Here is a 20,429-nt window from a genome sequence, read left to right as displayed (position 1 = left end):
CAAGCCTGTTTGGCGCACGCAAGCAACATGGTATGGTTCGGCCCCGACTTCTACCGGTTCGCGCCTGCATGCTGCCGACTCCCCGTACCTTGCGCCTGTTACTTGCCATCGCCCTGATCCTCATCGGCGCCGCCCTGGCCGCCACCCTGGCCGTGCGCCACGCCGAGCGCGTGGCCCTGGAAGAAGACGCCAGCCGCGCGAGCCAGCAATTGGCGCTGTACGCCAACTCATTGCACACCTTGATCGAACGCTACCGCGCCCTGCCCGCCGTGCTGGCGCTGGACCCGCAGTTGCGTGACGCCCTCAAGGGGCCGGTCAGCGCGGCGCAACAGGATGCCTTGAACCGCAAGCTGGAAAAAATCAACGGCGCCGCGCAGTCCTCGACCCTGGAGCTGCTGGACCACACCGGCCTGGCGATCGCCGCCAGCAACTGGCAGTTGCCCAGCAGCTACGTCGGCCACAACTATGGCTTTCGTCCCTATTTCCTCCAGACCCGCACCCAAGGCACCGGGCGCTTCTATGCGGTGGGTGTGACCAGCGGCATCCCGGGCTATTTTCTGTCCAGCGCGGTCACTGGCGATAGCGGCGAGTTCCTCGGCGCGATGGTGGTGAAGCTCGAGTTTCCCGAGCTTGAGCGCGAATGGCGCCAGGGCAGCGACACCCTGTTGGTCAGTGATGCGCGCGGGGTCATTTTCATCGCCAATCGCCCCGGTTGGCGCTATCGCCATCTGCATCCCTTGACCGACAGCGACCGCGCCGAGCTCAAGGCCACGCGCCAGTACGACAAGCAACCGTTGCAACCCCTGGCCTTCGATCCGCTGCGACGCTTTGACGACAACAGCCACCTGACCCGGGTCGAGGCGCCCGAGGGTACGGCGCAGTACCTCTGGGAATCCCTGCCGTTGGCCGGCGAAGGCTGGACCCTGCATTTGCTGCGTCGACCACAGATCGCCTTCGAAGACCTGCGCAACGCCGGGCTCGCCGCCGCCGGGTTGTGGCTGGCGCTGGTGTTTCTGTTGCTGTTTCTGAACCAGCGTTGGCGCCTGGCGAAACTGCGCCAGCGCAGCCGCCAGGAACTCGAACGACTGGTGGACGAACGCACCCGAGAATTGCGCACCGCCCAGGACGGCCTGGTGCAATCGGCCAAGCTGGCGGCGCTGGGGCAGATGTCGGCGGCGCTGGCCCACGAGATCAACCAGCCGTTGACCGCCCAGCGCATGCAACTGGCGACCCTGCGCCTGCTGCTGGAGCACGGCCGCGTCGACGATGCCTATAAAGCCCTCAAGCCGGTGGACGACATGCTGACCCGCATGGCGGCCCTGACCGGCCACCTGAAGACCTTCGCCCGCAAGAGCCCCAGCGGCCTTCGCGAACGCCTTGACCTGGCGGCGGTAGTCGACCAGGCCCTGCAATTGCTCGACACACGCCTGCGGGACGAAAACGTCAGTACCGTCTTGCACCTGACGCGTCCGGCGTGGGTGCGCGGCGATGCCATCCGTCTCGAACAGGTGTTGATCAACCTGCTGCGCAACGCCCTCGACGCCATGGTCGAACAGCCCCTCAAGCGCCTTGAAGTGCGCCTGCAAGCCGATGAACAACTGTGGCGCCTGACCGTCAGCGACAGCGGCACCGGGATCGCCGGAGAACATCTGGCCCAGGTGTTCGACCCGTTCTTCACCACCAAGGCGGTGGGCGATGGCCTCGGCCTGGGGCTCGCGGTTTCATTTGCGATCATCCACGAATCCGGCGGGCGGCTGACAGCGGACAATCATGACAACGGCGCGGTATTCTGCGTGACCTTGCCCATCGATCAGGAGGCGCAGCTGCATGCTTGATTCGGTCATAGTCGTCGATGACGAAAACAGCATCCGCACGGCCGTGGAGCAATGGCTGAGCCTGTCGGGGTTCCAGGTGCAGTTGTTCAGCCGCGCCGAAGACTGCCTGGCGCGGTTACCGGACAACTTCGCTGGCGTGATCCTCAGCGACGTACGCATGCCCGGTCTCAGTGGTCTCCAATTGCTTGCGCAAGTGCGCAAGCGCGACGCGGACCTGCCGGTGATCCTGTTGACCGGCCACGGCGACGTGCCGATGGCCGTGGAAGCCATGCGCGACGGCGCCTATGACTTTCTCGAAAAACCGTTCAGCCCCGAAGCGCTGCTAAGCAGCCTGCGTCGGGCCTTGGACAAGCGCTTCCTGGTGTTGGAAAACCGCCGCCTGCACGAGCAGGCCGACGCTCGGGCCAGGCTCGACACCACGCTGCTGGGCGTCTCCCGCGCCTTGCAGAACCTGCGGCGCCACGTGCTGGACCTGGCGACATTGCCGGTCAACGTGTTGATCCGCGGCGAAACCGGCAGTGGCAAGGAATTGGTCGCCCGCTGCCTGCACGACTTCGGCCCGAGAGCGAGCAAACCCTTCGTTGCGCTGAACTGCGCGGCCATCCCCGAACCGCTGTTCGAGGCTGAACTGTTCGGTCATGAAAGCGGCGCCTTTACCGGCGCCCAAGGCAAACGCATCGGCAAGCTCGAATACGCCGACGGCGGCACGCTGTTTCTCGATGAAATCGAAAGCATGCCGCTGGCCCAGCAGGCCAAGTTGCTGAGAGTCCTGCAGGAGAAGAAGCTCGAACGCCTGGGTTCCAACCAGAGCATCCACGTGGACCTGCGCATCATCGCCGCGACCAAGCCAGACTTGCTGGACGAAGCCCGGGCCGGGCGATTTCGCGAGGATCTGGCCTACCGCTTGAACATCGCCGAGCTGCGCCTGCCGCCCTTGCGTGAACGGCGCGAAGACATTCCATTGCTGTTCGAGCATTTCACCCACGGCGCCGCCGAACGCCTCGGCCGCCCCGCCGTGCCCTTGAACGGCCCGCAACTGAGCCATCTGCTCAGCCACGATTGGCCGGGCAACGTGCGCGAACTGGCCAACGTCGCCGAACGCCAAGTGCTGGGACTCGACCGGCCGCCTGCCCTGGACACCGAACCGGGCCAGTCCCTCGCGGCCCAGCAGGAAGCGTTCGAAGCCCAATGCCTGCGCGCCGCGCTGACGCGGCATAAAGGCGACGTAAAAGCCGTGCTCGAGGAACTGCAACTGCCGCGCCGCACCTTTAATGAAAAGATGCAGCGGCATGGTTTGAGTCGGGAAATGTTTGTGCGGGACATCTAAGGAGGCGTGGCGGCTGGCCGCGAAGCCATCGCCAAGCCTTGCACGAACCTCCAGCGCCGTCGGCTAACCCGAGATCAGACGGGCGATCATGCGCTTGCGCCCCGCCACATCCAGCGCGCGATAGCTTTCCAACAACAGCTCTTCATCAGGCGCCAGTGCCGGCGCGGCCTGGACGCGTTCGCCCGTCAGGACGTATCGGACGTCCACTCCGATAGCCGCCAGTTTCGCCACCAGATCGGCCGGGCATTTCTGCCGCCCGCAAACCACTTCCTTCAAGCGCTGCGGGCTCGCTTCGCCCGCCGCCCGGGAGGCGGCAGCCAACGAAACACCACAACGGTCAATCTCTTCGCGCAGGCGAACGTGGATATATTCCACCAAAACTATTGACATGGTGGATATATCCCACCAAAATCGCCGACATAAACCACGACCATCATCGCCTCACAGGAATCGGCACCTTGGCCGTGCTGAGACTGCGCGCACTCGGAATCCTATCCATTTCGCAGTAGCACGCACGCTGGGTGCATTGAGCATGAATCTACTCCGGAAATTTCCTACAGGAAATAGCAGGAGCCTGAAAATGAAAAGAAACAAGACGCGTGTTCCTGTGCGTCGTTGTCGAGGCGCCGGTTTTTCTACAGGTCTGGTTGAAACAGGCGCGCTGCACTCAGTGCAGTGAAACGTTGACCGTACATCTTCGCTGTTTGAGGTCTGAAATGCATTCGAATCAAACGTTTACCCGTCGCTGGACTGTGCTGGGCAAGTTGGCGCTCATGACACTCGCTGTCACCCTGTCGTTTCCGGCAGTCGCGAATATGGTGGTCTACCCGATGAACAGTACCATCGGGACCGAGCAGGACGGCATTGGCCAGATCCAACTCCATTCCAAGTCCGACAAGGTGCAGTACATCAAGGTCAGCGTCACCCAGATCCAGCGCCCCGGCACGCCGGACGAACATGAAAGCCCGCTGTCGCCGGCGGATGCGCTGGGCATCGTGGTTTCGCCGCAACGCACGGTACTGGCTCCCGGCGCCAGTCGCACGGTCCGGATCATCGCCCAATCGATGCCCACCGAGGAAACTGTCTACCGAGTCTATTTCGAGCCGGTGGGAGCGCCCGACCTGATCGACGAAGACGTCCTGGAACAGTCAGGCGTGCAGCCGAAAGTCGGCGTCAACCTGGTTTGGGGCGCCCTGGTACGGCTACTACCCGACGAGCGCCGCACCAGCATCAAGCTGCAACCCAAGGGCAATGAGCTGCGCAACGACGGCACTCTTCGCGTCGGAGTGTTGCAGGTCGGTCGCTGCACCGACATGGCGGGTGAGAAGGATTGTATCTGGAATGATATCAACCGCAGCCTGTATCCCGGCAACACCCTGCCTGTCTCCGCCCCCGGTTCGAACGGCAATGTCATCGTACGTTTCGTGACCAGCGACGACAGGCGTCCGCGCACCCTCGCCATTCAGCCGTAACCCCAACGTTATTGACCCGAGCTACGTGCAGCGCACGTGGTTGGGCCCCCGCTCACCCACAGCAAAAGAGGAACACCCATGAAATTGATGAAATTCGCCCCATTGGCACTGGCCGCCCTGACCTCGCTGCCCGCCATGGCGGTGGAAAAGAGCCTGCTGGTCTACGCCGATGTCGACCCGACCCTGGAGATCCTCCAGTCGGACGGCAGCCCGCTGCCGGCGTCCATGGAGATGGCTTATCTGCCAGGTGCCGGTCTGCAACCGACTCGGCTGGGTACGCGCATCTACAGCAATGACACCGACAACGACATGACCTTGCGCCTGATCACCAATCCGGTCCTGGCCAACATGACCAACCCCGCCGCTACCGGCATCCCGCTGAGCGTCAGCTATGGCGGACGAGCGCTGAACACCACTGGCGTCACGCTGCCCGCCGCCGACCTGTTCCCTGGCGGTGACGCCACCGGCGGCTCGGTCGAGCAACTTCTGGACATCCGTCAGACAACAGCTGGCGCAATCACCAATGCCGGTCGCTACGAAGGCATCGTGAGCCTGGTACTGACCCAGCAGCCGTAAGCACCGCCGGTTTTTCCTCAAGAGGGAAGTACGGCGCCGTCGTGCTTCCCTTTTCCTTCGTCAAGGCCCTGTATGAAACGCCACTTCACCGCACTCTCCATCTCCCTGACCTGGGCGCTGGCCGATGCCGTATCGGTCGCGTCCACCGATCTGCCCCAGGTGCCGGCCGGTTTCGAGGCCCTGGTCGAGGGTCAGGTGGAACAACTCGAACTTCAACTGCTCAACCGCAACCTCGGCCTGCACCCTGTCGTGGTGCGCCCCGGCCGTATCGAATTCCAACAACCCGAGCGAATCGCAGCCCTGCTGATCGAGGCAGGGGCATCGGCGTCATCCGAAGAGTTGCTGCCGCTGCTGTCCGAACCGTTGCCCAGCAACAGCCAGTTGGCGTGCTCCTACGGCCTGGCCAGCGAAGCGAGCTGCGGTTACCTGGACACCGACGCGGTGGCAGTGATTCTCGACGAGGCCGGCGCGCGCCTGCAAATACTCATGCGCAAGGATTGGCTGCCGGCCAGCGATACGGCGGCGCTGCGCCTGCACACTCCGACCGAGGCCGCGAACGCCTTGGTCCATCGACAGAACATCAATATCGCCCAGGCCGACAGTTACCGCGCTCTGGGCGCCAGCGGCCTGGGCGCGGTAGGCCTGGGTGAAAGCAGCCATTTTGGCTTTACCTGGAACTACCAGGCCTACCAGAACAAGCGCGGCAGCGACAGCAGCCTGGAATTCAACAACGCCTACTACCGCCAGGATTTCGAGCGCGAACACTACGCCCAGGCCGGGCGCATGGACATGAGCAACCTGTCCAGCGCCGAGGGCGGCAACTTCAGCTTCAGCCTGTTGCCCCTGGGGCGAATCGACGGTGCCCGAGTCGGCACTACCCTGGCCTACCTCAACCGCGAGGTCGTCGGCCAAGGCACGCCCATCTCGCTGATCCTGACCCAACGCTCGCGCGTCGATGCGTTCCGTGGCGAGGAGCTGTTGTCGACGTCCTACCTGGATGCCGGCGTGCAGAATGTCGACACCCGGACCTTCCCCAACGGCAGCTATCCGGTGACCTTGCGGGTGATCGAAAACGGTCAGGTGACCCGTACCGAAACCGTGCCTTTCAGCCGTACCGACGGCAATGGCCTGGGTGACGACACCGTGCAATGGTTCCTGCAAGGCGGACGCACGGCGGAGCATTCACTGTACGAACAAGACCCTTCCGGCGTGGCCCAGACCGGCCTGCGCATTCCGTTGCGCGATGACCTGGCGCTCACCAGCGCGATCACCTGGCTGGACTCGGCGTTCTACAACGAAAGCCGCCTGGACTGGGCCGGCACGCTGGGCGCCAGCAGTTGGTCGTTGTCCGGCGCCCTGTTGCGCGGCAACGACGGCGCGAGCGGCAACAGCCAACAAATGACCTTTACCCACGGGATCTCCTGGAGTGTGTACCGCTACTCGCTGAAGAGCCCATCCTGCGAGCGCACCACCCGCGCCTACCAGCAGAGCGGCTGCAACGAATCATTGACCGCCAGCGCCTCGTTGCCGCTGGCCGGTGGCACCCTCAGTGCCGGCTACAACTACAACCGCTACGCCCAGGTGAATCCGTTTTCCTACTGGAACGACTTTCCCGAAGAAGACGACCCGACCCGCGACCTGACCACCTCGACATGGGCCCGGACCTTCCAGGTCGGTTTTTCCCGAGGCCATGCCCTGGGACCGTTCCAGCTCATCCATCGCGTCGGCGCGTTCCGCAATGCAAGCGGCAACCGCGAGACCGATCATGGCCTGTACCTGAGCCTGAGCCTGTCCCACAACGAACGCTCGCCCACCGGCGGCTACCGCCAGAGCAACATCAGCCTGGACGCGCGCCGCGAGCAGAACGCCCCCGACAGCCTGCGCACGAGCCTGGGCCATACCCGCGCCTGGGACGGCGAACAGGGCAGGAACGAAGTGAACACCGGCGTTGGCTACGATGACCTGGGCCGCTGGGACGCCGAGCTGGGCGGGCGTATCGAGCGCAACTGGGGCGAGACCAGCCTGACGGTGGCCCAGCGTGGCGGCGACCAACAAGACTCGCGACCTGGATTCAGCGGCAACCATTCTTCGTCCCTGGCCCTGGGCCGCGACGGCTTCTTCTGGGGTCAAGGCCAGGGCGGCACAGGCCCCGGCGCGGCGGTGGGCATCATCGCCGCGCCGGTGGAAAATGCCACGGGCGCGGCGGCCAAGGTCAGCGGCGGCTACGGCGCCCAGACCAGCATCGGCTTCGGTGAGAAGCGGCTGATCCCGGTCAATGGTTTCGAAGCCACCCACACCCGCATCAGCGACGCCGATGCCTCGCGCCAGAACCTCAGCACGGTGAACGTCGGCAACGGCAACCGCGAGTGGTTCCTGCCACCGGGCAAGCTGGCCGTGCAACGGATCGAGTCCACCCTCAGTTATACCTACGTCGGCCGCCTGGTGGATGCTCGGGGAGAGCCCTTGGCCCAGGCCGCGATCCTCAATGCATCGATGATGGAAACCGGCGAGGACGGCAGCTTCGTCGTCGACCTCAATCACCACCCCGATCCCTTGTTCGCCCTGGACCTCAACGGCGTACACGCCTGCACCGTACAGACCCGCGCCGCCCAGAGCAGCCTGCGGCGGGTCGGCACGCTGACCTGCGAAAGCACCACCCTGGATGCCTTGCCCAAGGACCTGAACGACCCCGACCGCCTGGGACGCTGGACCGCGCGTCGCAGTGCCGCGTTGTCACTAGATAAGAGGAGCCAGCCATGAGCGGAGCCATACATTGGGGGCGGCGCCTGATCGCGTTCATCGCTGCGGTCACCGCACTGCCAGCCTTCGCAGACATTCATCCCAGCGACTACTACCAGTCCGTCGTTCTCGAGTTCGACCGTTCAACGCCGAATCCAACGTATTACCTTTGGGAAAAAATGATCCATGGCTGGAGCGCACAACACAAACCGGGGGCCGGTTATACCAACATGCACTTTGTTTGCCTGTCCAACACGGACCCGGCAAACGGCCAGTGCTCAACGACGACAGCTGGACGGCTCGGTACGACCAGCATACCGCTGCGCTTCACCGAACGGCGCAGCGGCCTGAGCTACGTACTCGTTGTCAAAGGCCAACTCTACCGCAAGTATCCGAACAATCTTTGCAATGGGAGCTGGGATGGAAGGATATTCGTATTGACTACCAACGGCGCTGCTTATTGCAATCAGGAAGAGGAAGATATCACCCGCCGATCGGAGGGAACAGGATCAACACTCTGGATTCCTCAGTCGGAATTCGCCAAGTTACCCACCGGCGGTATCTGGACGGCGAAGATGATCTTGAGACTCAAGATGTATGCTTCACAGCCGATCGAAAGAGCCTATACCTACACCGTCGACTTCAAGCTCGATGTCACCGACCGCGACAACATGCAGATCTACCTGCCCGCCTACGGCATGACTACTCCACAGGTGGACCTCAACCTGCGCACCCGCCCGTTGAGTACCGCCCCGGGCGGTATCGTCTCCGGGCGGTCCGTGGTCGATGCGTGTCTGTACGACGGCTACAACGCCAACAGCCAAAGCTATGAGATTCGAGTCACCGGCACCACCCCCGTGCCCGGCATGGAGGGTCGCTTCTTCGTGCACCACACGTCCGGCGGCAGCGGCGAGCGCAACCGCATCGAATACACGGTCCGCACCCGTACCGCCAACCTGGGGGAGACGCAGCATGTGTCCGGGCAACCGGTGAGTTTCAACGGCATCAACAATGCGGAAATCCGCGCCGTGAAGCTGCCCAATGTGCCGTATCCAGTGGTGTGTACGCCCTGGCCCATCACCTTGGACACGCCGCCGTTCAATCAGATCGACAAGAACACCGGGCAGTACCGGGGGGAGCTGAAGTTGGAGTTTACGCCCTCAACCTCTTCGCCCTGAGGCATCGGTGGTGTCTGGACTGGCCTCATCGCGAGCAGGCTCGCTCCCACACTGAATTTGTGGATACCGGGCGAATGTGGGAGCGAGCCTGCTCGCGATGGGGCCGGTGGAGCCGCCGATTTTTTTCCCATTCAAAAAATGCAGTCATTAGAACCCGCAATGAACACATTCTTTATCCGTTGGGCCCACCGGCTGAGCGCGCTCATCGTTGCAGCCACCGCATTGCCGACGCTTGGGGACAGCATCCCCAGCGACCATCATCAGTCCGTGATACTCAACTTTGACCGTTCGGCGCCACCGGCCGATCACTACCTTTGGACCCGAATGGTCCATGGCTGGAAAGAGCAAGATTTGCCTGGCGCAGGCTATACGACCATGCACTTCGTTTGTTTGTCCGATACGAACCCAGCCAACGGCCAGTGTCAGACCAGAGGCGATACAGGGAGGTATGGCATCACAGACATTCCGCTGCGGTTTACCGAGAGACGTAGCGGCCTGTCGACTGTCTTGTCGGTCAAGGGTTACGTCACCCGCATGCATGCGCTGAACAGCAGTTGCGGGATCTGGGAGAAGGACTACGTACTGAACGCAACCGGGTCAGGCTGGTGCGACGAGGTCAGAACCACGGGCACCGCGTCGACTGTCTGGATTCCGCAATCGGAACTCGCCAAGCTACCTTCAGGTGGTATTTGGTCGGCGAAGTTGATCATCAAGCTCAAGCGCTATTACTCGGAGCCGATTGGCGCCGCCAGAACCTTCACCGTCGACTTCAAGCTGGACGTCACCGACCGCGACAACATGCAGATCTACCTGCCCGCCTACGGCATCAGCACGCCGCAGGTGGACCTCAACCTGCGCACTCGCCCGTTGAGCACTGCCCCGGGCGGTATCGTCTCCGGGCGGTCCGCGGTCGATGCATGCCTCTACGACGGCTACAACGCCAACAGCCAGAGTTATGAAATCCGTGTCACCGGCACCAACCCCGTGCCCGGCATGGAGGGCCGCTTCTTCGTCCGCCACGCGTCCGGCGGCAGCGGCGAGCGTGACCGCATCGAATACACGGTGCGCACCCGTACCGCCAACCTCGGCGAGACGCAGCATGTGTCCGGGCAACCGGTGACCTTCAACGGCATCAACAATGCGGACATCCGCGCCGTGAAGCTGCCCAATGTGCCGTATCCGGTGGTGTGTACGCCCTGGCCCATCACCTTGGACACGCCGCCGTTCAATCAGATCGACAAGAACTCCGGGCAGTACCGGGGGGAGCTGAAGTTGGAATTTACGCCCTCAACCTCTTCGCCCTGAGGCATCGGTGGTGTCTGGACTGGCCTCATCGCGAGCAGGCTCGCTCCCACACTGGATTTGTGGATACCGGGCGAATGTGGGAGCGAGCCTGCTCGCGATGAAGCCAACCCATTTCTTGTTGATAAGCGGATCCCCGCCCACACCTCTGGCTGCAATAAGCGGATTTCCGCTCACTAAACAGCCACATCCCCTCTAGACCGGCCTTCTTCCACCTGGCACAGCTCCTGCTATAGCCCTGGCAGGCTGCGTTCCTACGCGCTCCACAAAAACAATTAAACGAAGGATCCTTCAATGGATAACTCAAACGCCCTTCCCATTGGGTCGGCTGCCGCGCCCGCCCGTGAAAGAACCACCGCCAGCCGGATCAAGTCGATCTTCAGTGGCTCGGTCGGCAACATGGTCGAGTGGTACGACTGGTACGTCTACGCCGCGTTCTCGCTGTACTTCGCCAAAGCCTTCTTCCCCAAGGGCGACACCACCGCCCAGTTGCTCAACACCGCCGCGATCTTCGCCGTCGGCTTCCTGATGCGCCCGATCGGTGGCTGGCTGATGGGCCTGTACGCTGACCGCGCCGGTCGCAAACGCGCGTTGATGGCCTCGGTGTACTTGATGTGCTTTGGCTCGCTGATCATCGCCCTGAGCCCCGGTTACGAAACCATCGGCGTCGGCGCGCCGATCCTGCTGGTGTTCGCCCGCTTGCTCCAGGGCCTGTCGGTGGGTGGCGAGTACGGCACCTCGGCAACGTACCTGAGCGAGATGGCGACCAAGGAACGTCGCGGTTTCTTCTCCAGCTTCCAATACGTGACGCTGATTTCCGGCCAGCTCATCGCCCTCGGCGTGCTGATCGTGCTGCAACAATTGCTGACTACCGAGCAGCTGTACGCCTGGGGCTGGCGCATCCCGTTCGCCATCGGCGCGCTGTGTGCAATCGTTGCGCTGTACCTGCGTCGCGGCATGGAAGAAACCGAGTCGTTCACCAAAAAGGAAAAGGCCAAGGAAAGCGCCATGCGCACCCTGATGCGCCACCCCAAGGAGCTGTTGACCGTGGTCGGCCTGACCATGGGCGGCACCCTGGCCTTCTACACCTACACCACTTACATGCAGAAATACCTGGTGAACACGGTGGGCATGAGCATCTCCGACTCCACCACCATTTCCGCCGCCACGCTGTTCCTGTTCATGTGCCTGCAACCCGTCATCGGCGGGCTCTCGGACAAGATCGGTCGTCGGCCGATCCTGATTGCCTTCGGCATCCTCGGCACGCTGTTCACCGTGCCGATCCTCACCACCCTGCACACCATCGAGACCTGGTGGGGCGCGTTCTTCCTGATCATGGCCGCGCTGATCATCGTCAGCGGCTACACCTCGATCAACGCGGTGGTGAAAGCCGAGCTGTTCCCTACCGAAATCCGCGCCCTGGGCGTCGGCCTGCCCTACGCACTGACCGTATCGATCTTCGGCGGCACCGCTGAATACATCGCGCTGTGGTTCAAGAGCATCGGCATGGAGACCGGCTACTACTGGTACGTGACGGCGTGCATCGCCGTGTCGCTGCTGGTGTACATCACCATGAAGGACACCCGTAAACACTCGCGGATCGTGACTGACTGACAGGCCAGTCGTACAAAAAAAGGGGCGAACCTGCACGGGTTCGCCCCTTTCGTCGTTCCGGGCCGGCGTCATTTCCTACATTAATTTCCACTTAATGGCTGCACTCCACCCTTGCGCTCATCAACTATCGATGCCTGGAGTATGACCATGAAAACCAAACTGATCTTCGCCCTGACCCTCACCGCACTGGCCAGTAGCGCGTTCGCCGACGACGGCTTCGAGCGTACCGGCACGGCCGCTTTCATCGCCAGCAGCCATGAGCGCGCCGGTTCCGCCGTCGTTGCCAAGAAGGACGAGAACCACGCCATCGAGCCCACCGTGGCTGCCGACGGCTCCGACCCTAGCGATGCGGCGTCGACCAACTGATCCCAACCGGCAACACCAAGACCTGTGGGAGCGAGCAACCTCCCACCGGTTTTTTGTGGTGCTGACAAAAGGGTCAGGGCGCTGCACTATCGTCGGATCCTTCTGACACGCACCGGACCTACATCCTTCATGCCCGACGACATTCACTACTACGAACCCGCCCAAGGCCATGGCCTGCCCCACGACCCGTTCAATGCCATTGTCGGCCCACGGCCCATTGGCTGGATTTCTTCACAAGATGCAGAAGGCCGCCTGAACCTGGCGCCCTACAGTTTTTTCAACGCCTTCAACTACGTTCCGCCGATCATTGGGTTCTCCAGCGTCGGTCGCAAAGACAGCCTCAACAACATCGAACAGACCGGGGAATTTGCCTGGAACCTGGCCACGCGCCCACTGGCCGAGCAGATGAACCAGAGCTGCGCGATGGTCGCGCCGCAGGTCAACGAATTCGAGCTAGCGGGCCTGACGCCGGCGGCATCGCGGATCATCCAGGTGCCGCGCGTCGCCGAGAGCCCGGTGTCCTTCGAATGCAAGGTCACGCAGATCATCCAGTTGCAGCGAGCGGACAAGGCGCCTGTGCCGAGCTGGTTGATTCTGGGCGAAGTGGTCGCCGTTCACATCGCCAAGTGGCTGTTGAAGGACGGCGTCTACGACACCGCCGCCGCCGAGCCGATCTTGCGCGGCGGCGGGCCGGCGGATTACTTCCAGCTGGGGCCGGAGGCGTTGTTCAAGATGCATCGCCCGCGATAAGGATGGGCGGTGAGATCACTTGTGGCAATCCTTGAAATGCTGCTTACCAGACCAATCCGCCTTCGTCGTCGACACCCTTGAGGTGAGTCAACTGCTGGGCAGCCGCTTCATCGGCTTTGAAAGCGGTCTCGAAGGTCTGCTCTTCGAGCACTTTATTGAAACGCGGCTTCTCGGCACTGCCGATGGCCTTGGTGGCGATGGCTGCGTAGTAGCCGCCACCTTCCTTGGGAACAACAGCGGAAACAGCTTCAAAAGTTTCAAAGGCTTTGCGTGCCATACTTCGCATCCTGGCGGTGGGAAATGCCTGTCATTAAACCTTCAACCGGCCAGTTTGTGTACCTTCGCCATGCACCCTTCGGTCGCCTGGGCGGCGGACACTTCCCGAAAGGTGTGGAAGTCCAGGCTGCTGACCACCAGGTCTTGCACCAATTGGGCGAAGATCGCCATGGCCGGTGAGTTGAAATAAGCGTCCATCGCCTGTTGGTTGACCCACAGCCCGGACACCAGCCACAAATCGGCGTCGCATTGCGATTGTTGCAAGGCAAAGTGCAGGCAACCGGGCGCCTGGCGCGAAGGTACGATCAAGCTGCTGAGGCGTGCGCCCAATGGCTTGGAGCAACCGGCGCGGGCCCGGACAAAAGCCATGTGACTGACGGGGATCTGTGTAGTCATGTTCAACCCTCCCAGGTCATCCGTTGGCAGCCGGGGACAGGCTGCGACAGGATCAAAGGTTAAGCGGGCTGCCGCCAGCTTCGTTAGTCGATTCCTGCCGACTCATTGCACGATTCTGCGGCTGGGAATTCACCCATCCGTGCCTGATGGGTGGGAATTGCCGGGAGTTGAAACAAAAGGTTTCAAGCAAGTTTCGGCCAGGCTGCACAGCCCTTCACCCCCCCGCCTTGCAGGATCAGGCAAGCTTTCAACAGGATGTGACTACCGCCATGCCTTGCACAAACATATGCTTTGTCCTATCGCTCCCTTCGCCATGAGGATCCCGGCATGTCGCCACTCGATCACGCCCACGCCCCGCTGGACACGTACCTGGAACAGCAGCGCGCCGAGCTGGCTTCGATCATCGACCGCAACACCAGCGAGGACGGGAGCTACGCCACGGCCATCGGCTCGCTGAACCTGTCGCGCCACAGCCAGCCACACAAGTTTGCCCCGGTGCTGGCGCAACCGGCGCTGTGCATCATGGCCCAGGGCAGCAAGCAGGTGCGCCTGGCGGACGAATTTTTCAACTATGACCCGCTGCATTACCTGGTGGTCTCGGTCTCGATGCCATTGAGCGGTTGCATCGCCGACGTCTCGCCCGAGCAGCCGATCCTGGCGCTGCGCCTGGACATCGACCCGGCGGAAATCACCGCGCTGATCGCCGATGCCGGCCCCCTGGGCGTGCCGACTCGCCCGGCCGGCCGTGGCCTGTATGTGGAACGCCTGGACACGCCGATGCTCGACGCGGTGCTACGCCTGACGCGCCTGCTCGATACGCCAAAAGACATCGCCATGCTCGCGCCCCTGGTGCGCCGGGAAATCCTTTACCGCCTGCTACGCAGCCCGCAAGGCTATCGGTTGTATGAAATCGCCATTGCCAATAGCCAGAGCCATCGCATCAGCCAGGCGATCAAATGGCTCAACGGCCATTTCGAACAACCGTTGCGCATCGATGACCTCGCTCGGGAGGTCAACCTCAGCGTTTCGACCTTGCATCACCGCTTCAAGGCCATGACGGCCATGAGCCCATTGCAATACCAAAAACAATTGCGCTTGCAGGAGGCTCGACGGTTGATGCTGGCCGAAGGGCTGGAAGCGTCGGCGGCGGGGTATCGAGTGGGGTATGAAAGCCCGTCGCAGTTCAGCCGGGAGTACAGCCGCTTGTTTGGCGCGCCGCCGTTGCGGGATCTGGCGCGGTTGCGGATGACCGTCTGATCCTGGACTTGCACGGCATTCGCCGCCTCGGCTTCGCAGCCTTCAGACCGCCCGGATCACGTGTTTGATTTCCTGGAACGCGGCCAGTCCCCAAGGTCCCAATTCACGACCCAGGCTGCTCTGCTTGTAGCCGCCCCAAGCGGCCTGGGGGAAAATCACTTGCGGTGCGTTGATCCACACCAGCCCCGCCTGCAAGGCGTCGGCGACCTTCCCGGCCGCCTCGGCATCGCGGCTGACCACGCTCGCCACCAGGCCGAAACGGCTGTCATTGGCCAGGGCAATCGCCTCTTCCGGGTGGCCGAAACGACGCACGCACAACACCGGCCCGAAGATCTCCTCGCACCACAGCGCACTGTCGAGGGGCACGTCGGTGAAGATCGTTGGCTGTAAAAAAAAGCCGCGTTGCAGATGCGCAGGTCGTTGACCGCCGCACACCAACGTTGCGCCGTCGCTCACGCCTCGATCGATGTGCCCGAGCACCCGTTGGTATTGCGCCTGGTTGACCAGCGAGCCCATCTCCACGTCCGGATCGAATGGATCGGCCACGCGGATCGCCTCGGCCCGCGCCTTGAGCCGTCGCATGAATTCATCGGCCAGCTCATCGGCGATCAACACCCGAGTGGTGGCCGAACACATCTGCTCCGCGTTGAAGAAACCGCCGCCACAGGCCAGCTCCACCGCCAGGTCCAGGTCGGCGTCGGCCAGCACCAGCAAGGACGATTTGCCGCCCAGCTCCAGGCTCACGCCCTTCACGGTTTCCGCCGCCCGTTGCATCACTTGCACCCCCACCGCGTTGCTGCCGGTGAAGGAAATCTTCGCCACGCGCGGGTCGGACGCCAGCGGCGCCCCGACCGCCAACCCCGTGCCGCAGACCAGGTTGAACACGCCATCGGGCAAGCCGCATTCGGCGATGATCGAGGCCAGCGCCAGCTCCGGCAGCGGCGTGACTTCCGAAGGCTTGAGCACCACGCAGCAGCCGGCGGCCAAGGCCGGGGCAAGTTTCCAGGCGGTGGTGACCATCGGGAAATTCCACGGCACGATCAAGCCGACCACCCCACAAGGTTCGCGGCGTAGACGTGCGCTGAAATCATCGCTGGGTAACGCCAGCGGACCGTCCTGACGAACGTCCAGTTCTTCGGCCAACCCGGCGTAGTACTCGAAGGTCGCGACCACGTCGTCGACGTCGATGGCCGCTTCGAACAACGGTTTGCCGTTGTTGCTCGATTGCAAATGCATCAGCCGCTCACGAGCATCCCGCACGCTGGCAGCAATACGCCGAAGCACCGCGCCGCGCTCGGCACCCGAGGTGTTCGACCACGGGCCGAAAGCCTGGGTAGCGGCCTCCAAGGCTTGATCCACGGCATATTCATCGCCGCCGTAAACAGTGGTCAGCAGCGCCTCGGTCGCGGGGTTGATCACCCGCAGCGGTTGATCGCCCGCCAACCACTCGCCGTTGATGTACAGGCCGTCTTGCGTCGTCGGGAAATTCATTCGGCCACCTCCGCCATCCAGCGCGCCTGGTCAATCTCGAGCAACGTCGGACCCTGGCGGTGACTGGCGGCCAGCAATGCGCTGCGCAGGGAATGCACGCCGTCGATCGTCTCGGCGCCGCACCCCAGGGCTTTGGCAACGCCGATGAAATCCGGCGTGTAGATGTCCACGCCCACCGGTTCGATGGCGCGGTTGACCATGTATTTCTTGATCTCTTCGTAGCCCTGGTTATTCCACAGCAGCACGATCACCGGCGTGCGCGCTTCCACCGCGCTGGCCAGTTCCGGCAGGGTGAACTGCAACCCACCGTCGCCGATCAGGCACACCACGGGCGGGCGGCCATGGCCGTTGTCGACACCACCCAGCCAGGCACCAATGGCCGCCGGCAACGCGTAGCCGAGGGTGCCGTAGCCGGTAGACGAATTGAACCAGCGGCGCGGGCGTTCGGGATTGAAGGTGAGGTTGCCGGTGTAGACCGGCTGGGTGGAATCGCCAACGAAAACCGCGTCGGGCAAGGCCTGCAATACCGTATCGAGGAACACCGTCTGGGCGCGGGTCGGGACGTCCCATTGCTGATCGAGTTCGGTCCGCAGCCGTTCGACACGAATCGCTCCCCAACTGTCGTCTCTCGCGCCGGACACGCCGCGCTTCAACGCATCGAGCAATGCCCGCGCAGCACTTTGTGCGTCGGCCACCAGCGCCAGTCTTGGCGCGTAGTTGCGCACGGTCTGGTCGGGGTCGATGTCGATGCGCAACAACGCACCGGGAATCTCGAAGCCGCCGGCAAAGGTGACGTCGTAATCGGTCTCGGCCAGCTCGGTGCCGATCGCCAGCACTACATCCGCTTCGGCCACCAGGGCACGGGTGGCCACCAGGCTCTGGGTGGAACCGATCAGCAACGGATGACGGGACGGCAGCAGGCCCTTGGCATTGATGGTCAGCGCCACGGGGGCGCTGAGGCGTTCGGCCAGTTCGGTCAATTCAGTCCCGGCGTCCAGCGCCCCCCCTCCGGCAAGCACCAACGGCCGCCGGGCCGTCGCCAGCAAGGCTGCCATTTGCTCCACGGCACTGGGCGCGGCCCCGGCGCGATTGATGCTCACTGGCGTGCTGGCGAGCAGGTCATCGGCTTGTTCAACGAGCACATCCAACGGAATCTCGATGTGCACCGGCCGCGGACGCCCGGCCTGGAACAAGGCAAAGGCCCGGGCCAGCACACCTGGCAATTCGGCGGCTGACATCAGCGTGTGGGAAAACGCCGCGACCCCGCCCACCAGCGCGCTCTGGTTCGGCAGCTCATGCAGCTTGCCGCGCCCACCGCCCAACTGGCTGCGCGACTGCACGCTGGAGATCACCAGCATCGGAATCGAATCGGCATAGGCCTGGCCCATGGCAGTGGTGATGTTGGTCATGCCCGGGCCGGTGATGATGAAGCACACGCCCGGCTTGCCGCTGACACGGGCATAGCCGTCGGCCATGAAACCGGCGCCCTGTTCATGGCGCGGCGTCACATGGCGGATGCTTGAACGGGCCAGCCCGCGATACAACTCCACGGTGTGTACGCCAGGAATGCCGAATACCTGCTCCACGCCATAGCCTTCCAGTAACTTGACCAATACCTCGCCGCACGTCGCCATTGCCATTGCCTTTTTGTTATCTTGAAAAGGACCCCGCACGACACCTGCGGGCCGCTTTTGCTCTGAGGGAATGGCGTTATTGGACGGCCAAGCCGTAGCGGCAACAATGGATAAAAAGTCATACTAGCCATGTCCTCACGTCATGGCTTGGATCCAGATGAAACGACTCCCACCGCTGCCGACGTTGCATACTTTCTTGATCACGGCCCAGTGCTGCAACTTCACTCGCGCCGCCGAACAGCTGCACATCACCCAGGGCGCGGTGAGTCGGCAGATCGCAGGGCTGGAGGATCATCTGGGTTATGCGTTGTTCCAGCGCCAGGCACGCGGGTTGAGCCTGACCGCCGAGGGCCAGGCGTGGCTGCCCCGGGTGCAGCAGGTGTTCGGCCTGATCGGCGAGGCGGTCGAGCAGATCGGCGAGAAGCGCCAGACCCTGAAGCTCAAGGCCCCGACCTGTGTGATGCGCTGGCTGCTGCCGCGCCTGTTGCAATGGCAAAAAGAGCGCCCGGACGTGCCGGTGGAGCTGACCACCACGGTCCGGCACGGCGTGGATTTCCAGCGTGAGGCATTCGACGCGGCGGTGGTTTACGGCCCGCCGCCCGACGCCTCGCTTGACTGCCTGCACTTGTTCGACGAACAGCTTACACCGGTGTGCTCGCGCCCCTTGCTGGAAGGTCCGGTCCCGTTGAATTCACCCCTCGATCTGCAACAACACCTGCTGCTGCATCCCACCACCGACGAGCGCGACTGGAACGCCTGGCTGGCCGCGGCCGACGTGCGGTTGAGCAACGTCAGCAAAGGCCAGCATTTCGAAACCCTGGACCTGGCGATGTCCATGGCCTCCCAAGGCACCGGCGTGGCGATTGGCGACTGGTCGCTGATCGGCGAAGACCTCAGCGCCGGTCGGCTGGTGATGCCGTTCGAACTGAAGGTCAGGACCGGGCTGGGTTATCACTTGGTCTATCCGCGCCGGCCGCAGGTGTCGGGCCAGTTGCGGGAGCTGATGGACTGGTTGGTGGAGCAGGCTCAAGCACGGTAGTAACGCCACTGCAGCCCTTTTGTGGCGAGGGGATTTATCCCCGCTGGGTTGCGAAGCGACCCCAAAATTTTGGGCCTGCTGCGCAGTCCAGCGGGGCGGTGCGACGTTTCGCTAAATCCCCTCGCCACAAAAGCACCCCCCGGTGTCAGTTAGAGCACATTCGGCGCCTGCGCCGGCTCGACCTGCGCCCAGTGCGAGGTGTTTTCGCGGTGTTGCTGCAAATAGGGCAGCACCGCCCCCAGCAATGGTTCCTTGAAAGCTTCTTGAAAGCGATGGGCAAGACCCGGGATCAGCTTCAAGCGGCTGCCGCGAATATGCGCCGCGAGATGCACCCCATGCATCACCGGCAGCAACGGATCGGCCGTGCCGTGGACCACCAGGGTCGGCACTTGCAGCTGATTGAGCAGCGCCACCCGGCTTGGCTCGGCCATGATGGCCATGATCTGGCGCTTCACACCCTCGGGGTTGAAGGCCCGGTCGTAGGCCACCGCAGCCTGGTGCAGCAGAGCCTGTCGATCGTCGACCACCATCGGGCTGCCCAGCGCGGCCAGCAGGTCGGCCTGCTGTTCGAGCGCCACTTCACGATTCGGCGCACTGCGCCGCGACAACAGTTGCACCAGCGTTTCACTGGGCGCCGGCAAGCCCGCGGCGCCGGAGCTGGTCATGAGCAATGTCAGGCTCTCGACCCGCTGAGGCGCCATGGCGGCCATGTGCTGGGCGATCATTCCGCCCATGCTGACGCCCAACACATGGAAGCTTTGCACCTGCAAGGCGTCCATCAAGCCCAGGCCATCGGCGGCCATGTCCGTCAACGAATAAGACGCCGCCACGGGCAGACCGAGCTTGTAGCGCAACGCTTCGAATGCCAGGTTGGCGCTGCCGGGCGCCTGGCGCCAAGTGGAGAGACCGACGTCCCGGTTGTCGTAGCGGATCACCCGAAAACCCTGTTCGCACAACGCCACCACCACTTCATCCGGCCAATGGATCAACTGCCCACCCAAGCCCATCACCAGCAGCAACGCAGGGTCGGACGCACGCCCGATGCTCTGGTATGCCAGGCTTACCTGATCCAGGTCGACCCGCTGGGTCGCGACATTGACATCACAACGAGAAGCCGCCAACGACGGCAAGCCGCACAACAAGGCGGCCAGGAAAATGAATACACGCATGAACAAAC

General features: G+C 63.0%; 18 protein-coding genes. 12 read left to right on the top strand and 6 right to left on the bottom strand.

Annotated features, from left to right (window positions below; genetic code table 11):
• Positions 1-68: 68 nt before the first annotated feature.
• Together J3P76_RS05725 and J3P76_RS05720 are read left to right on the top strand one after the other, a co-directional pair.
• Positions 69-1,835, top strand: a complete 1,767-nt coding sequence (locus J3P76_RS05725; RefSeq protein WP_434627789.1) for a sensor histidine kinase — start codon at positions 69-71, stop codon at positions 1,833-1,835.
• Complete coding sequence (locus J3P76_RS05720; protein WP_434607498.1) at positions 1,828-3,162, top strand: sigma-54-dependent transcriptional regulator; 1,335 nt, start codon at positions 1,828-1,830, stop codon at positions 3,160-3,162. Before J3P76_RS05725 ends, J3P76_RS05720 begins: the two co-directional genes overlap by 8 nt.
• 63 nt (positions 3,163-3,225) lie before the next feature.
• Here the strand turns inward: J3P76_RS05720 and J3P76_RS05715 are convergent, their stop codons facing one another.
• On the bottom strand, positions 3,226-3,552 hold the full coding sequence (locus tag J3P76_RS05715; RefSeq protein WP_434627792.1) for a hypothetical protein: 327 nt from the start codon (positions 3,550-3,552) through the stop codon (positions 3,226-3,228).
• 326 nt (positions 3,553-3,878) lie between these two features.
• On the opposite strand from J3P76_RS05715, the gene J3P76_RS05710 reads away from it, so the two are divergent.
• The 8 genes from J3P76_RS05710 (at position 3,879) to J3P76_RS05675 (ending at position 13,159) form a co-directional block, all read left to right on the top strand.
• Entirely contained in the window at positions 3,879-4,634 is a 756-nt protein-coding gene (locus J3P76_RS05710; protein ID WP_434607502.1) for a hypothetical protein, read from the top strand.
• A 78-nt stretch (positions 4,635-4,712) separates the two neighbouring features.
• Positions 4,713-5,210, top strand: a complete 498-nt coding sequence (locus J3P76_RS05705) for a CS1 type fimbrial major subunit (RefSeq protein WP_434607504.1) — start codon at positions 4,713-4,715, stop codon at positions 5,208-5,210.
• Between the two features lie 72 nt (positions 5,211-5,282).
• Positions 5,283-7,970: a TcfC E-set like domain-containing protein gene (locus tag J3P76_RS05700; RefSeq protein WP_434701654.1), complete on the top strand. Its 2,688-nt coding sequence runs from the start codon at positions 5,283-5,285 to the stop codon at positions 7,968-7,970.
• The gene (locus J3P76_RS05695) at positions 7,967-9,127 is read left to right on the top strand and encodes a CfaE/CblD family pilus tip adhesin (RefSeq protein ID WP_434701653.1); all 1,161 of its coding nucleotides are present in this window, start codon (positions 7,967-7,969) and stop codon (positions 9,125-9,127) included. The genes J3P76_RS05700 and J3P76_RS05695 overlap by 4 nt, the downstream gene beginning before the upstream one ends.
• Positions 9,128-9,286: 159 nt before the next feature.
• Positions 9,287-10,432 (top strand): CfaE/CblD family pilus tip adhesin, encoded by a 1,146-nt coding sequence (locus J3P76_RS05690; protein WP_434701651.1) that lies wholly within the window; start codon positions 9,287-9,289, stop codon positions 10,430-10,432.
• A 291-nt stretch (positions 10,433-10,723) separates the two neighbouring features.
• Positions 10,724-12,043 carry an MFS transporter gene (locus J3P76_RS05685; protein ID WP_420765310.1) on the top strand — a complete coding sequence of 440 codons (1,320 nt, stop codon included), beginning with the start codon at positions 10,724-10,726 and terminating at the stop codon, positions 12,041-12,043.
• Positions 12,044-12,190: 147 nt separating this feature from the next.
• On the top strand, positions 12,191-12,409 hold the full coding sequence (locus J3P76_RS05680; protein WP_420765311.1) for a hypothetical protein: 219 nt from the start codon (positions 12,191-12,193) through the stop codon (positions 12,407-12,409).
• Between the two features lie 129 nt (positions 12,410-12,538).
• Positions 12,539-13,159: a flavin reductase family protein gene (locus tag J3P76_RS05675; protein WP_434607514.1), complete on the top strand. Its 621-nt coding sequence runs from the start codon at positions 12,539-12,541 to the stop codon at positions 13,157-13,159.
• A 43-nt stretch (positions 13,160-13,202) separates the two neighbouring features.
• Here the strand turns inward: J3P76_RS05675 and J3P76_RS05670 are convergent, their stop codons facing one another.
• Together J3P76_RS05670 and J3P76_RS05665 are read right to left on the bottom strand one after the other, a co-directional pair.
• Complete coding sequence (locus J3P76_RS05670; protein ID WP_434560385.1) at positions 13,203-13,436, bottom strand: hypothetical protein; 234 nt, start codon at positions 13,434-13,436, stop codon at positions 13,203-13,205.
• 41 nt (positions 13,437-13,477) lie between these two features.
• The gene (locus tag J3P76_RS05665) at positions 13,478-13,831 is read right to left on the bottom strand and encodes a putative quinol monooxygenase (RefSeq protein WP_420765314.1); all 354 of its coding nucleotides are present in this window, start codon (positions 13,829-13,831) and stop codon (positions 13,478-13,480) included.
• Between the two features lie 327 nt (positions 13,832-14,158).
• Here J3P76_RS05665 and J3P76_RS05660 point away from each other — a divergent pair, with 327 nt between their 5' ends.
• A complete protein-coding gene (locus J3P76_RS05660; protein ID WP_420765315.1) occupies positions 14,159-15,088 on the top strand; it encodes an AraC family transcriptional regulator in 930 nt (309 codons plus the stop codon).
• A gap of 42 nt (positions 15,089-15,130) precedes the next feature.
• On the opposite strand, the gene J3P76_RS05655 is transcribed toward J3P76_RS05660, so the two are convergent.
• Positions 15,131-16,579 (bottom strand): aldehyde dehydrogenase family protein, encoded by a 1,449-nt coding sequence (locus J3P76_RS05655; RefSeq protein ID WP_434701649.1) that lies wholly within the window; start codon positions 16,577-16,579, stop codon positions 15,131-15,133.
• A complete protein-coding gene (locus J3P76_RS05650; RefSeq protein WP_434701648.1) occupies positions 16,576-18,213 on the bottom strand; it encodes a 5-guanidino-2-oxopentanoate decarboxylase in 1,638 nt (545 codons plus the stop codon). The genes J3P76_RS05655 and J3P76_RS05650 overlap by 4 nt, the downstream gene beginning before the upstream one ends.
• A gap of 157 nt (positions 18,214-18,370) precedes the next feature.
• Here J3P76_RS05650 and J3P76_RS05645 point away from each other — a divergent pair, with 157 nt between their 5' ends.
• Complete coding sequence (locus tag J3P76_RS05645; RefSeq protein ID WP_434607521.1) at positions 18,371-19,252, top strand: LysR substrate-binding domain-containing protein; 882 nt, start codon at positions 18,371-18,373, stop codon at positions 19,250-19,252.
• 149 nt (positions 19,253-19,401) lie between these two features.
• Here the strand turns inward: J3P76_RS05645 and J3P76_RS05640 are convergent, their stop codons facing one another.
• Complete coding sequence (locus tag J3P76_RS05640; protein ID WP_434701647.1) at positions 19,402-20,421, bottom strand: alpha/beta fold hydrolase; 1,020 nt, start codon at positions 20,419-20,421, stop codon at positions 19,402-19,404.
• Between the last annotated feature and the right edge of the window lie 8 nt (positions 20,422-20,429).

It is taken from the genome of Pseudomonas sp. D1-36, from assembly GCF_051132205.1.
Lineage (GTDB): Bacteria > Pseudomonadota > Gammaproteobacteria > Pseudomonadales > Pseudomonadaceae > Aquipseudomonas.
This window is presented reverse-complemented; position numbering and strand designations above follow the sequence as displayed.

Coding starts and splice junctions, on each gene's coding strand:
- J3P76_RS05695 (WP_434701653.1), top strand. CDS start 7,967: ATGAGCGGAGCCATACATTGGGGGCGGCGCCTGATCGCGTTCATCGCT.
- J3P76_RS05715 (WP_434627792.1), bottom strand. CDS start 3,552: ATGTCAATAGTTTTGGTGGAATATATCCACGTTCGCCTGCGCGAAGAG.
- J3P76_RS05720 (WP_434607498.1), top strand. CDS start 1,828: ATGCTTGATTCGGTCATAGTCGTCGATGACGAAAACAGCATCCGCACG.
- J3P76_RS05640 (WP_434701647.1), bottom strand. CDS start 20,421: ATGCGTGTATTCATTTTCCTGGCCGCCTTGTTGTGCGGCTTGCCGTCG.
- J3P76_RS05680 (WP_420765311.1), top strand. CDS start 12,191: ATGAAAACCAAACTGATCTTCGCCCTGACCCTCACCGCACTGGCCAGT.
- J3P76_RS05690 (WP_434701651.1), top strand. CDS start 9,287: ATGAACACATTCTTTATCCGTTGGGCCCACCGGCTGAGCGCGCTCATC.
- J3P76_RS05675 (WP_434607514.1), top strand. CDS start 12,539: ATGCCCGACGACATTCACTACTACGAACCCGCCCAAGGCCATGGCCTG.
- J3P76_RS05705 (WP_434607504.1), top strand. CDS start 4,713: ATGAAATTGATGAAATTCGCCCCATTGGCACTGGCCGCCCTGACCTCG.
- J3P76_RS05685 (WP_420765310.1), top strand. CDS start 10,724: ATGGATAACTCAAACGCCCTTCCCATTGGGTCGGCTGCCGCGCCCGCC.
- J3P76_RS05660 (WP_420765315.1), top strand. CDS start 14,159: ATGTCGCCACTCGATCACGCCCACGCCCCGCTGGACACGTACCTGGAA.
- J3P76_RS05665 (WP_420765314.1), bottom strand. CDS start 13,831: ATGACTACACAGATCCCCGTCAGTCACATGGCTTTTGTCCGGGCCCGC.
- J3P76_RS05710 (WP_434607502.1), top strand. CDS start 3,879: ATGCATTCGAATCAAACGTTTACCCGTCGCTGGACTGTGCTGGGCAAG.
- J3P76_RS05650 (WP_434701648.1), bottom strand. CDS start 18,213: ATGGCGACGTGCGGCGAGGTATTGGTCAAGTTACTGGAAGGCTATGGC.
- J3P76_RS05655 (WP_434701649.1), bottom strand. CDS start 16,579: ATGAATTTCCCGACGACGCAAGACGGCCTGTACATCAACGGCGAGTGG.
- J3P76_RS05700 (WP_434701654.1), top strand. CDS start 5,283: ATGAAACGCCACTTCACCGCACTCTCCATCTCCCTGACCTGGGCGCTG.
- J3P76_RS05725 (WP_434627789.1), top strand. CDS start 69: ATGCTGCCGACTCCCCGTACCTTGCGCCTGTTACTTGCCATCGCCCTG.
- J3P76_RS05645 (WP_434607521.1), top strand. CDS start 18,371: ATGAAACGACTCCCACCGCTGCCGACGTTGCATACTTTCTTGATCACG.
- J3P76_RS05670 (WP_434560385.1), bottom strand. CDS start 13,436: ATGGCACGCAAAGCCTTTGAAACTTTTGAAGCTGTTTCCGCTGTTGTT.